Annotated in this window: 17 protein-coding genes and 1 tRNA gene; 7 read left to right on the top strand and 11 right to left on the bottom strand. The window is 68.8% G+C overall.

Annotated elements, in window-relative coordinates; genetic code table 11:
* Positions 1–145: 145 nt before the first annotated feature.
* Positions 146–613 carry a GatB/YqeY domain-containing protein gene (locus ACFWM2_RS36815; RefSeq protein ID WP_383289481.1) on the bottom strand — a complete coding sequence of 156 codons (468 nt, stop codon included), beginning with the start codon at positions 611–613 and terminating at the stop codon, positions 146–148.
* A gap of 132 nt (positions 614–745) precedes the next feature.
* On the opposite strand from ACFWM2_RS36815, the gene ACFWM2_RS36810 reads away from it, so the two are divergent.
* From ACFWM2_RS36810 to ACFWM2_RS36800, 3 genes are all read left to right on the top strand, one after another.
* The gene (locus ACFWM2_RS36810; protein ID WP_383289478.1) at positions 746–1,672 is read left to right on the top strand and encodes a metallophosphoesterase; all 927 of its coding nucleotides are present in this window, start codon (positions 746–748) and stop codon (positions 1,670–1,672) included.
* Between the two features lie 554 nt (positions 1,673–2,226).
* A complete protein-coding gene (locus ACFWM2_RS36805; RefSeq protein WP_383289475.1) occupies positions 2,227–3,012 on the top strand; it encodes a Pr6Pr family membrane protein in 786 nt (261 codons plus the stop codon).
* 34 nt (positions 3,013–3,046) lie between these two features.
* A tRNA-Pro gene (locus ACFWM2_RS36800) sits at positions 3,047–3,120 on the top strand.
* Positions 3,121–3,197: 77 nt separating this feature from the next.
* Here the strand turns inward: ACFWM2_RS36800 and xerC are convergent.
* The 10 genes from xerC to ACFWM2_RS36750 all read right to left on the bottom strand — a co-directional run bounded on the left by xerC (position 3,198) and on the right by ACFWM2_RS36750 (position 10,055).
* Positions 3,198–4,364, bottom strand: coding sequence for a tyrosine recombinase XerC (gene xerC / locus ACFWM2_RS36795; RefSeq protein WP_383289472.1), 1,167 nt, complete (start codon positions 4,362–4,364; stop codon positions 3,198–3,200).
* On the bottom strand, positions 4,364–4,546 hold the full coding sequence (locus ACFWM2_RS36790; RefSeq protein ID WP_383289469.1) for a helix-turn-helix domain-containing protein: 183 nt from the start codon (positions 4,544–4,546) through the stop codon (positions 4,364–4,366). The genes xerC and ACFWM2_RS36790 overlap by 1 nt, the downstream gene beginning before the upstream one ends.
* Positions 4,539–5,834, bottom strand: coding sequence for a replication initiator (locus ACFWM2_RS36785; RefSeq protein ID WP_383289466.1), 1,296 nt, complete (start codon positions 5,832–5,834; stop codon positions 4,539–4,541). The genes ACFWM2_RS36790 and ACFWM2_RS36785 overlap by 8 nt, the downstream gene beginning before the upstream one ends.
* 164 nt (positions 5,835–5,998) lie before the next feature.
* The gene (locus tag ACFWM2_RS36780) at positions 5,999–6,244 is read right to left on the bottom strand and encodes a SpdD protein (protein WP_383289463.1); all 246 of its coding nucleotides are present in this window, start codon (positions 6,242–6,244) and stop codon (positions 5,999–6,001) included.
* Positions 6,245–6,269: 25 nt separating this feature from the next.
* Entirely contained in the window at positions 6,270–6,464 is a 195-nt protein-coding gene (locus ACFWM2_RS36775) for a hypothetical protein (protein ID WP_383289460.1), read from the bottom strand.
* A 15-nt stretch (positions 6,465–6,479) separates the two neighbouring features.
* A complete protein-coding gene (locus ACFWM2_RS36770) occupies positions 6,480–6,671 on the bottom strand; it encodes a mobile element transfer protein (RefSeq protein WP_383289457.1) in 192 nt (63 codons plus the stop codon).
* A 12-nt stretch (positions 6,672–6,683) separates the two neighbouring features.
* Positions 6,684–7,295: a DUF2637 domain-containing protein gene (locus ACFWM2_RS36765; RefSeq protein WP_383289455.1), complete on the bottom strand. Its 612-nt coding sequence runs from the start codon at positions 7,293–7,295 to the stop codon at positions 6,684–6,686.
* 82 nt (positions 7,296–7,377) lie between these two features.
* Positions 7,378–8,757, bottom strand: a complete 1,380-nt coding sequence (locus ACFWM2_RS36760) for an FtsK/SpoIIIE domain-containing protein (RefSeq protein WP_383289452.1) — start codon at positions 8,755–8,757, stop codon at positions 7,378–7,380.
* Positions 8,757–9,113: a hypothetical protein gene (locus ACFWM2_RS36755; protein WP_383289450.1), complete on the bottom strand. Its 357-nt coding sequence runs from the start codon at positions 9,111–9,113 to the stop codon at positions 8,757–8,759. Before ACFWM2_RS36755 ends, ACFWM2_RS36760 begins: the two co-directional genes overlap by 1 nt.
* A gap of 156 nt (positions 9,114–9,269) precedes the next feature.
* Positions 9,270–10,055 carry a GntR family transcriptional regulator gene (locus ACFWM2_RS36750; protein WP_383289444.1) on the bottom strand — a complete coding sequence of 262 codons (786 nt, stop codon included), beginning with the start codon at positions 10,053–10,055 and terminating at the stop codon, positions 9,270–9,272.
* 107 nt (positions 10,056–10,162) lie between these two features.
* On the opposite strand from ACFWM2_RS36750, the gene ACFWM2_RS36745 reads away from it, so the two are divergent.
* From ACFWM2_RS36745 to ACFWM2_RS36730, 4 genes are all read left to right on the top strand, one after another.
* A complete protein-coding gene (locus ACFWM2_RS36745) occupies positions 10,163–10,570 on the top strand; it encodes an NUDIX hydrolase (protein ID WP_383289758.1) in 408 nt (135 codons plus the stop codon).
* Between the two features lie 46 nt (positions 10,571–10,616).
* Positions 10,617–11,045, top strand: a complete 429-nt coding sequence (locus tag ACFWM2_RS36740) for an ATP-binding protein (protein WP_383289755.1) — start codon at positions 10,617–10,619, stop codon at positions 11,043–11,045.
* A 182-nt stretch (positions 11,046–11,227) separates the two neighbouring features.
* On the top strand, positions 11,228–11,386 hold the full coding sequence (locus ACFWM2_RS36735) for a hypothetical protein (protein ID WP_383289441.1): 159 nt from the start codon (positions 11,228–11,230) through the stop codon (positions 11,384–11,386).
* The coding region (locus ACFWM2_RS36730; protein WP_383289438.1) for a hypothetical protein at positions 11,383–11,635 on the top strand (253 nt) is incomplete at its 3' end. The genes ACFWM2_RS36735 and ACFWM2_RS36730, both read left to right, overlap by 4 nt.

Below are 11,635 nucleotides of genomic sequence, written 5' to 3'. Positions count from 1 at the left end.
GGGGCGCTGTTCTTCCCTTTTTCTCTCTTCCCCTCACCCTCATTATTCCCCCCCCTTGGGGGGGGGGGGTTTTTTTTTCTCCCCCCCCCCCCCCCCCCCCCCCCCACCGCCGTATCGAAGGGTGTCAGCCGCTCGATCGAAGCCGTCAGCCGCTCGCGAGGAGCTGCTTGACCACCGCGGCGACGCGGCCGCCCTCGGCCAGGCCGGCCACCTTCGGGTTCACGATCTTCATGACCTGGCCCATGGCGCGCGGGCCCTCGGCACCGGCCGCCTTGGCCTCCTCGACGGCCTGGGCGACGATCTGCTGGAGCTCCTCGTCGGAGAGCTGCTTGGGCAGATACGTGGCGAGGACCTCGCCCTCCGCCTTCTCACGCTCGGCCGATTCGGGGCGCCCGCCCTGCGCGAAGGCATCGGCGGCCTCACGGCGCTTCTTCGCCTCGCGGGTGATCACCTTCTGCACTTCGTCGTCGGAGAGCTCGCGCTTCGTCTTGCCCGCGACCTCCTCCTTGGTGATCGCGGCGAGGGTCAGCCGGAGCGTCGAGGAGCGGAGCTCGTCGCGTGCCTTGATTGCGGTGTTGAGGTCTTCCTGCAGCTTCGACTTGAGCGTGGTCATGTCGTCGATTGTCGCAGGTGTGGTGAGGCCGTTGCCTGCTGATTTCCCGGGTGTGCTCCCGTGCACTCCCCGCGGCTTCATGGTTGTCCACAGGGAAGCGTCGGTCTCGCCGGGGTCTGACACGATGGACGTATGCGTGCGCGATACGGAGTACCCCTGGGAATCACGGCGGTGGGCGCCGCCGGTCTGTTGTATGCGGCGGGTTTCGAGGCCCGCTCGTTCCGGCTCCGCCGGGTGACGATCCCGGTCCTGCCACCGGGTATGCGGCCCCTGCGCGTGCTTCAGGTCTCCGACATCCACATGGTCGGCGGCCAGCGCAAGAAACAGCGCTGGCTGCGCTCCCTGGCCGGGCTGCGCCCCGACTTCGTCATCAACACCGGGGACAATCTCTCCGACCCCGAGGGCGTGCCGGAGGTGCTGGACGCGCTGGGCCCCCTGATGGAGTTCCCCGGGGCGTATGTCTTCGGGTCGAACGACTACTACGGCCCCAAACTCCGCAACCCCGCCCGGTACTTGTTCGAGAAGACGCAGGGCCGCCACGGTCTGAACGGCAACGCACCGGTCACCGGCGTGATCCACAACCCCTGGGAGGACCTGCGCGACGGGTTCGACTCGGCGGGCTGGCTGAACCTGACGAACACGCGGGGCACGCTGAAGATCGAGGGCGCGTCGGTCGAGCTGACCGGTCTCGACGACCCGCACATCAAGCGCGACCGCTACGCGCGCGTGGCCGGCGGCCCGTCCGAGTCGACCGACTTCTCGATGGGCGTGGTGCACGCTCCGTATCTGCGCACCCTGGACGCCTTCACGGCGGACGGCTACCCGCTGGTCCTGGCCGGCCACACCCACGGCGGCCAGCTCTGCCTCCCCTTCTACGGCGCCTTCGTCACCAACTGCGACCTGGACACGGACCGCGTGAAGGGCCTGTCCCGGCACACGTCCGAGGGACGGACCGCCTACCTGCACGTCTCCGCAGGCTGCGGAACGAACCGCTATACGCCGGTCCGGTTCGCCTGCCCGCCGGAGGCGTCATTGCTGACGTTGGTGGCGCGGAAGTAGGTCGGGGTGGGGGGCGGGGGCTGGGCTCTGGGTCGGGGTGAGGCCGTGGGGGGATTGCGGGACTCGGGGGATTCGCAACACGGGGGGGGCTTACGGGCTCGGAGGGCTCAGGGGGTCGGCGGGGCTTGGGGCGCCTGTCGGGTTCGGGGGGCAAGGGGTTGGGGATTCGTTGCTCGCGTCGCGTGGCCTAAGGGGGCGCCGGGGCTCGGGGGGCTTTGCTACTCGCGTGGCCCAAGGAGGCGCCGGGGCTCGGGCGGCTTCGTTGTTGGTGCGGAGCAAGAGGGCACCGGGCTCGGGAGGCTTTGCTACTCGCGTGGCCCAAGGAGGCGCCGGGCTCAGGAGGCTTCGCTACTCGCGTGGCCCAAGGGGGCTCGGGAGCTGACGAGAGCCGGTGCGCTGGTCCGGCTCGGCCGGTTCGTGGGGCGGGAGCGCCTGCAGGGCCCGGCCGGTTCGCGAGTCGGGTGACTTGCCGGAGGGGACCTCTGCCGGACCTGCGTAACCCGCACAGCTTGTCCCGTATAGCCCGATTCGCCACCCCCATTTAGCGTGGGGCCATGACCGCCCCGATACCCAAGGACATACCGAATCTCCCCGCGATTCCCGGTATCCCCGCACCGGCCCCCTTCCTCGTCCCCGCGACGGCCGTCGTGGCGCGCGCACGCCGCTCGACGGCGACCGCCTTCCGCGTCCTGGTGGCCTTGGCGGCCGCGGCCGGCGTGGCCATCGACCTGGTCCTGGGCCACCCGATCCGGGTCCTGAGCTACTTCACGATCCAGACCAACGTGCTGGTTGCGGTGGTCTTCGCCTGGTCGGCGTGGCGCGCGTGGACGGCCCGCCGCCCACTGCCTCCGCTACTGACCGGTGGCGTTCTGCTCTACATCGTGATCACGGGCCTGATCTACCACCTGATCCTGGCCAACGCCTCGAGCCCGTTCTCGATGACCGGCGGCACGGACGCGCCGACCGGGTGGGAGGCGGTCGCGAACCAGCTGCTGCACACCGTGACCCCGATCGCCGCGGTGGTGGACTGGCTGCTCCTGACGAGTCCGGTCGCCCGTCCCGTGAGCCAGGCGGCCACGTGGCTCCTCTATCCCATCGCCTACCTGATCTTCTCGGTGGGCCGCAGCGCGCTGGTCCCCGCCGGGTCGCCGGCGCGCTACCTCTACCCATTCCTGGACGTCGACCGGCACGGCCACATCGGCGTTCTCAGCAACGCGGTGCTCCTCGGTCTCGCCTTCTACGCCCTCGCCCTCCTCCTCGTCACCCTCGACCACCTCCGCCCCGATCCCGTACGCCGCCGCGCGAAAACCGGATTTCGTCTCCAGCCACCGGTGGGCTAAAGTAAACGACGTCGCCGCGGCAAGCAGCGACAATCGGGGTGTAGCGCAGCTTGGCAGCGCGCTTCGTTCGGGACGAAGAGGTCGTGGGTTCAAATCCCGCCACCCCGACAGTTAAGTAGCAGCTCAGAGGGCCCTTACCGGGTAGGTAAGGGCCCTCTGGCGTTGCTGCGTGTCTAACTGCGTGACTAGCGCTCCGGAGCGCGCTTGAAGATGTCGTCCATGACGGCGGCGCCGGTCTGGATCACGGGGCGGATCTGCTTGCGGTAGACCTCCTCGGTCACGGCCGTGCCCGAGTGGCCGACGAGACGAGAGATCTCCTCCAGGGGTACTCCTCGATCGGAGAGCAGGGACACGAAACTGTGCCGGAGCTCCCGGGGCGTCCAGTCATCGACGTTGATCCCATCTGCCTCCTTGAGTGCCTGCCGGAACGCACGCCGGACGTTGGTCGCGTCGAGAGGCTTGCCGACGGCCGACGAGAAGACCAGCCCGTGCTCCTCCCAACTGTCGCCAGCGGCGAGACGCTCCCACCCCTGGTCTTCGAACTGCTGCCAGAGGACCTCGACGCAACGCGCCGGCAGAGCGAGCGTTCGCCGGGACTTCCGGGTCTTCGTGTCCCCACCACGGCGGACCGAGCGCCACACCGCGATATGTGGAGGCTGCGGCGGATCAGCGTCCAGCCGTCCCTTCAGGAACACGTGGTCCCAGGTGAGCGCGCGCAGCTCTTCGGTACGGGCACCGGTCAGCAACGCGACGACGATGTACGCGTGCATCGAAGTCCCCTCAGCAGCCTTGAGCACCGCCCCGGCCTGGGCGAAGGTGAGCGCCTTGGACGGCCGCCCCGCCTGCCCTTGGGGTACCGAGCACAGCTCGACCACGTTGCGCTTGACCTTGTCCCGGGCCATGGCTCGCTTGACCGAGCGGTTCAGACAGGAGTGGGCAGCCTGAAGCGTGCGAGTACTGAGGATCTTGGCTTTGGCCGCAAGCCAGCGGTCGACGTCCTCCGCGCTCAGGTCGCGCAGCTTCCGGGCGCCGAGAGCCGGGATGACGTGCTTCAGGCTCAGGTAGGTGCAGTTCTCGACTGTACGAGCGTCGCGACCCGCCAAGCCGTAAGCAAGCCAGTCGTTCACGGCGTCGGCCACGGTGTAGTTCGTGGGGGCGATGGCGAGGCCGTCCTCGTAGTCCCGCAACACCTCCTTCAGCTTGTTCTTCGCCTCCGTCTTGGTCTTGCCACTCCCCCGCCGGACGATCCGCTTACCGCTCGGATCGAACCCGAGATTCGCCGTGGCAATCCATCGCTGCCTCTTCTCGTCCCAATGCAGACCGCCGTCACCGCGACTCCGACGCATGGTCATCAGGCCGCACGCTCCATCTGTCCCGCGATGAAGTTGCCAAGGGCGGAAGCGGGAATGCGCCGACACCGCCCGATGGTGACCGACGGCAGACGCCGCGTACGTATCAGGTCGTAGACCTTGGACCGGCCGAGCCGAAGCCGGGCCATTACCTCAACAACGGTGAGCAGTTCGTCGTCATGCACGGGTCGGTTCTCCTTCTGTTCCGGGTGCGGGTTCGAGGGATGCGGCGAGCCAGGCCTCAGCGGAGGACAAGCCGGTTCCGGCGAAGGCCCAGTGCGAGAGGACGAGGGTCGTGTTGGGGTCGCCCTCGGTGGCTGATGTCGCTTGGGCGCGGCGCCATTCGGCGCGGGCGGTGCGGAGTGCGCCGAGGGTGGTGGAGTAGCGGCGGGACTTGGTGGAGAAGTGGCCGCGGAAGCCGAGCATGTGGGCCCAGGCGCGGAGCCGGAGGTCTTCCAGGTCCTTGCGGGCGCCGAGGGTCCAGGCGGTGCGGATCAGCCGGCGGGCGTGCTCGCTGATGTCGAGTTGGGCCAGCTCGGCGAGGAACTTGAGCGGGCGGTCAAGGGCTCCCGTCGCGGTTTCGGCGCCCTTGGTCGCGTACTTGGCGATGTACGCGGCTACGGCACGGTCGGTGAGTTCCTGGCCGGCATCGAAGTCCTTGCTGCGGATGGCGCGTACGTCGAGTTGGCGGCCGAAGGTGAAGGCGTGGGCGCGTCCGTCGATGACCGGGCCGACCACGCGGACGTGGGCAGCGGCGGCGCCGATGGCGTCGGTGAGCAGCTCGGCGGTGGCCCAGGCCGGGGGCGAGGTGTTGCCGCCTTCGGGTCCGTCGATGCGGATGACGGCGTGGAAGTGGACGGCGCCGCGCTTCTGGTATTCGGCGACCTTGGCGAAGGACACTCGGGCGTACTGGCGGAACGCGCGCTGTGAGAGCCCGGCCCGCTTGGCGACTTCGCGGCGCAGGTAGGTGGAGAAGCGGCGCCAGAGCGGACCGGCGTGCGCGTTCCAGAGCACGGCCGCTTCGTAGTCGTACGTGTCGGGGTTGAGCGGGGTGCCGAGTTCGGCGTCGTCCTGGTCGTGGCGGACGCCGCAGCGGCAGCGACGGACCGAACCCGCCTGGCCGGAGGGGCGGTTGTGGACGGGGCCAAAGCTCGGTGCGGTGAAGGTGGCGAAGACGCGGGGGTGTGCGGCGACGCGTTCGGGGGTGCCTTTGCCGCCGCGTAGGCCGGAGGTGATCAGGTGGAAGGTGTCGCGACGGTAGACCTCGGCGCAGGCCGCGCAGCGGGTCGTACGGCGGTTGTTGCAGCGGACCAGGAGGTGACCGGCCGGGAGGCTGGTGGAGTCGAGGCGGTGGAGGACGTTGCCGATCTCGCCGGTACCGGTGTTCACGTCGTACTCGGTGCGGTGGCCGTCGAGTCGGATCGGGTGCGTGCAGCCGCCTAGGCCGGCGAGCTGACGCAGGAGTGCGGGCATGGTGCCGAGCGCCGCCAGCTCTCCGAGGTCGGTGAGCGGGGGCGGGGTGGCGCGGGTGATGATGGGCTTCTCCTTCTGGCTTCGGTCAGGAGGGGGAGGGCCCCCGGGGCGGCGGATGCTTGGCGGTATCAAGGCCGTCCCGGGGGTCTGCTGATCAGCGACTCTCAGCGGCGGTGCTGATCGCGGAGCATCGAGCGAAGGACCACGGCGGCGATGGCCACGGAGATGGCCGTGACGGCGACGGCGGCCAGGAGCGCGGTCAGCACGACTCCGCCGACGAGGACGGTCGCGACCGTTCCTGTGCTGATGGAGATCTGCGGGACCGGACGACGAACGGGCGCCGGATCGGCCGGGGTGTGGGTGTGCACGGACGGCGGCGTCGGGCTGTCGGGGTACTTGGGCAGGAACACGGCGAAGCTCTCCTTACCTACTCGTCTAGTCGTGTGAGCCGTTGATGATGTCCACTCCGGAGCGCGTGCCGGAGTCGATGGCCGGGGCCATGAAGGTGCGCGAGAGCTGGAAGCCGAACAGGGCGATCACGACGACGATCCAGGTGCGGACGCCGAGAAACTTGACCGCTCCCCAGGCGATGAGACCGAGCACGAGGACAAGCGGCAGGCTGACAGTCACGGGGGTCAGGTCCTTTCAGCGGACGGGGCAGCGGTGCGTACGGGCGGCGAGTTCGGCGGCGGCGCGGCTGTCGTAGTCGGTGGAGAAGCCGCAACGCGGAGCGGTGCAAGCAGCGGTGTGCTTCTCGCGGCCCCGGCCGTCGTAGGACGTGCCGACCTGAACGGGGCCGATGCGGGTGACAGAACGGAAGCGGCGGTTGGCGGTCACGCGGATCTCCTTTCAGAGCTGAGCGGCGATGGCGTCGGCCATGGGCGCGGGGACGCCGAGTCGGGCGCGGAGGGTCGGGATGTCGATGGCCGCTCCGGTACGGGTCCGGTGTTCCGCGGCAACCTTCCGGGCGTGCTCGACCAGGGCGGCCGGGACGGACACGGCTGGTGCGGCAGGGGGCAGTTCGGGGGCTGGTTGCGTGGGGAGCTCCGGCACGAGTTCGGGCGCGGCCTCCTGGCCCTCGGTGTCTTCGCGCAGTGCTGGCGCCGAGTGAGCGAGGAGCGTTCCGCCGAGGAAGGCAACCGCAGGCCAGCCCGCGACGAGGATGCGCAGCCAGGCCGGCACTTGGTTCAAGTCGAGGAGTCCGGCAGTGGCCACGTTCGCGCCGAGAGACGCGACGAGCGCGATGACGAACCAGCACCACCCAGCCGCTTTCTCGTCACCGGCCCGCAGCCGACGCCATGCGGCGATGAGCAACAGGTCGACCGAGATCGGGTAGGCCCACGCCTTCCACCCGTCCTGACCGGCCGCCGAGGCGACATCGTGCAGGTGGGCAAAGGACAGCGCGGCAGCGATGACCGCTTGGACGAGCACCGCGTCGACACGGGCCAGTTGGGCGCGCATGCTGCGGCTCCTTCCGGATTCAGGCAAGGCAGGGGTAGGGAGTTGGCGCGAGGCGGTCACGCCGGCCGGGGTGGGGCGAGCGTCAGTCGGTCACGGGGCGCGGTTGGACGACCGGCGGCGTATATGTCTCGACCGGTCGCACGGGCACGTCGGGCCGGAAGGGCTTCAGCGCGGGCAGGTCGGGCACCATGTGCGCCGACTCGCGGCAGAATTCGGCGGCATCGCCGAGGGAGAGGTACGGAGTACGGATGCGTGACCAGCCGCCGGAGGTGTCACCGGCAACGGCGAGGCCGGGTCGCTCAGCAGCGATGGCGCATGCGGCGGAGACCGCCTCGGGGGCGATGTCGCCCAGCGCCATTTTCGCGGAGGCTTCGTCATTCACGCGGTGGCAGACGCGGCCGGTCAACTGGGCCCGGAGCATCGTCGCGCCCTTGCCCAACTCGGCGCCGAAGCGCTGCCCGCAGACTTCCAGGTAGATCCCGGCGGCACGGCCGAGCTGGGCGAGCCTGATGAGTTGGGTGACCATCTCGTCCCGCCGTTCCTCGTCCTTGCGCGTGGCGACGAGAAAGAGTTCGGCAACCTCGTCGACGAACAGCACGACCGGTACGGGGCGCTCGCGCTCGGGCAGGCCCCAGATGTCGGAGGTGATCTCCTCGTCCGGCGTACCCGACGCAATGCCCTGGCGAGCCTTGATCAGGTCGTATCGGTCCTCCATTTCCTTGATGAGCACAGGCAGTAGTTCGGCGGCCTGCTCCGGGTCGGTGGCCAGAGCCGAGAGCCGCGACGCGAAGGGCGCTAGCTCCACTCCTCGCTTGCAGTCGATGCCGACGAGGGCGACGGGGTGCCGCGCGAGTCCGGCGACCAGGTGGCGGAGGTACATGGACTTGCCCGACAGCGTTGCGCCGAGGGTCAGTTGGTGAGGAACGGCCCGGTAGTCGCGTACGAACGGGGTGGCGTCCTCCCGCAGAGCCACGGGCACCTGGAGCATGCCGGACGCGACCTTGCGGGGCATCCGCACGTGCCCCAGTACGTCGAAGCCCACGAGCCGCAGTTCGACCACACCCGGCTTCACGGTCGTGACGTACACGGCGTGAACTCCCCAGGCGTGCCGCAGCCGTTCGGCCGAGGCGGCGACATCGGCGGGTTCCTGCCCGGGAGCGAGCCGAAGGCGAAGCCGTAAGCCGGTCGAGGTAGGCCGGATGATGCCCCGTCGCGGCGGTACGGGGCGGACTTCACGTCGAGTGGTGGCCTTGACCGCCAGGACCCGAAGCCGGGACGGAGCCACGGTCAGGCCGCAGGCCTCCATGACCGAGCCGTACGAGCTGAGCAGTCGGGCCGTGGATATCGGGACACCGACCATGGACCAGTAGACGCCGGGGTGCTTGGCCCGGGCGTAGGCAGCCCCGCCGCCGAGTGCGGCGACAGGACCACCCACCTCCAGAAGCGTTGCCAGATCGGTCATCAGGCCGTGGCTCCCATCGCTGCCGGGAACGCGGCCGAAGTGACGGCGGCGGAGCGGTAGGCGATGCCGTGCCGCTGCTGCCCGTTGAAGACGCTCTCCCACGGACGGGCCACGAGCCCGGGCAGCGAGACCGGCGCCCCGAGTGCAAGCCCCTCGGACACTCCGCTCTCCGGAACGGTGACCTTGATCAGGGAGGATTCCCCCTCCTCGATGTGGACGACGCCGATCGTCATGAGTGCTTCGCCGGTGTTGGCGTCCTTGGCGATCTCGCCGGTCTGACGGTCGCGGACCTTGGGCTCGGGTGCCTCGGTCAGCAGGATCGTCGCAGCCGAGGTCTCCACACGGATGGTGCGCAAGATTTCTTCCCATCTACTCGTCTATACAAGATGCAGTCTTCGGACCCGACGACTTCGGGAACGTGGACCACCCTGCCACACAACTTGCCCACTCGTCTATACGAGTATGCCTGTTGGGATGTACGAGTCCGAAGAAGTGGCCTCGCGCACCGCCGATCAGGTCGCCGGAAGCTGGTAGGAGAGGACGTACGCGTCCGCCGCCATGACCGTGTCGCAGACCTCCACGGCCCGTCCCTCGGTGTCGTACGCGGTGCGGATGAGGTGGATCACCGGCACACCGGAGGCCAGCCGGAGCGTCTTCACCTCGGTCGGCGAGGGCATCCGGGCGCGGATCTCCTCTTCGAAGTGGTCGAGGTGGTGGCCCAGCTCCTCAAGACGGGCGTAGATGCCGCCGGGGCCGGGGTTGGGCTCGGCAATCTGCGTGCCGCGGGCGATGTCGAGCGGGAGATACGAGGTGGCAAACTCGACGGGCTTCCCATCGAGCAGGTACCGGCGACGACGGGCGAGCACCCTGCGCACGGAGCCGAGCCGGGTGGAGATGTCCTGACTGGCCTTCTCCTCCTTGACCTCAAGGCTGTCGACCTGGGGATGGCTGCCTGCGGCGTCCGCTTCGACGATGAACGCCGACTTTCCCTGTTCGCGGTGGCGCCGGGCAAAGCGGTCGGAGGCCAGCCGGCGGACGGGCGGTCGGGGCCGGACGAAGACACCTTTCCCGTGCTCGGCAGCGACCAGGCCCTCACCCTGGAGGACGGAGAAGGAGTTCCGGACGGTCATGCGGGAAACGCCGTAGTGCTCAACGAGTTCCGCTTCCGAGGGGAGTTTTCCGCCCTCCTTGAATCGCCCACGGTCGATGGCCTCGCGCAGCTGGTCAGCGATCTGCCGGAACACCGCACGATCGCTCGTGGGGTCCAGATCGCCGAGCAGGGACGGAAGTGAGGTCACGAGTACTCCTTTAGGTATCTAGACGAGTGGGCGAGTGTTGTTGCTACGGTGGAGAGCCTAGCCATCCGAGAGGGCCGAGGAACGTGACCACTGACCGTCCGCACTCCGTGAGCGTTGCCGGAGTCATCGTCGACGACCAGGGCCGAGCCCTCTTGATCAAGCGGCGCGACAACGGCAAGTGGGAACCCCCGGGTGGCATCGTCGAGCGCGAGGAAACCCTCCCCGAGGCGCTTCAGCGCGAAGTCCTCGAAGAAACCGGCATCAAGATCGCGCTTCCCGCGACCCTCACCGGCGTCTACAAGAACATGACCGGCCTGATCGTCTCTCTGGTCTTCCGCTGCCAGGCCGCCGACGGCGCACCCACCACCGGGGACGAGACCCGCGCACTGCGCTGGGCCACCCGTGAAGAAGTCACCGAACTTTCCGACGAGGCGTTCGCGATCCGCGTCCTGGACGCACTCGACGCGGCATCCCCGCCGGCCATCCGCGCCCACGACGGCGTGAAACTCGTCTAGCCCGAACCCGCTGCACATGGCGGCCTACCAGCATGAAGGGACTTGTATGCACGAGTATACGAGCACTGTGCGGGTCTGGGGACTCACTTGCCCAGGATTTCCGGAAGAGGTCAGCAGAGCCCGCCGCTGGACGCGGGACATCCTGCGTGACTCGCCCTTAGCCGAGGACGCCGAGTTGATCGTGAGCGAGCTGAGCGCGAACGCGATCCTGCACACGGCCAGCGGGCAACAGCCGGGCAGCTTCCATCTGGCTGTCGCGGTCTCTTCCCAGGTAGTTGCCCTGTCGGTCACAGACGACGGCGGCACAGGGACGGCACCGAAAGTCGAGTACGCCGACCAGGACGCCACGCACGGACGAGGCCTCGGGATGGTCGGCGCGATCGCACACCGGGTCATGGTCCACGACAGCCAGGCCGGCCACACGGTCACCGCGGAACTCTTCACGAGCGTCCACCCGGGAGGGCACCGGTGCTGACGTCGTCCACTCCCGAGGACTTAGCTGCGGCAGGACAAGATGGCGTCTACCGCTGCTGGGCCACGGCCTATCCCCTGCACGAGACCCGCTCGATCCTCCTGGGATCGCACGATGCGACGAGCCCCCGACTGGCACTGCGATGGCTTCGCGAGCGCACGAGCAACGTCACAGACCAGCTCGACATGGCATACGCCCAGCCAGGCCGCTACTGGCTGCGAGACGAAGCCGAGCACGAACGAGCCCTCGCCCACCTGACCACGGGCACGGCCTACCAACTCGCCCTGCACGACGAGAACACGCGCTACGTCCTCGTGGCCTACCCACCGGGAGCCATCTCGTGAACGGATACATCGCCGGCTTCTGGTGCGAATGCTGGACCGAAGACCTCACCGAGACGCGACAGCCAACCTTCCGCGGCTCCTTCGACGCCCACTCGCCCGGCCAGGCAGACCGCTGGATAGCGATCGCGCTCCGCACCATCACGCCAGCACTGGACCTCTGCGCTTCCGACGAGGCCTGGGAGTGGCTGTACGAGGGCCGCATCGAGACGAGGAGAGCTCTCCTGCACTCGGAGCCCTGCACGGTCACGA

It is taken from the genome of Streptomyces sp. NPDC058371 (genome assembly GCF_042723265.1).
In the GTDB taxonomy this organism is placed as follows: domain Bacteria; phylum Actinomycetota; class Actinomycetes; order Streptomycetales; family Streptomycetaceae; genus Streptomyces.
Note: the sequence above shows the minus strand (reverse complement) of the source record. Positions and strands in the feature narration are given on the sequence as shown.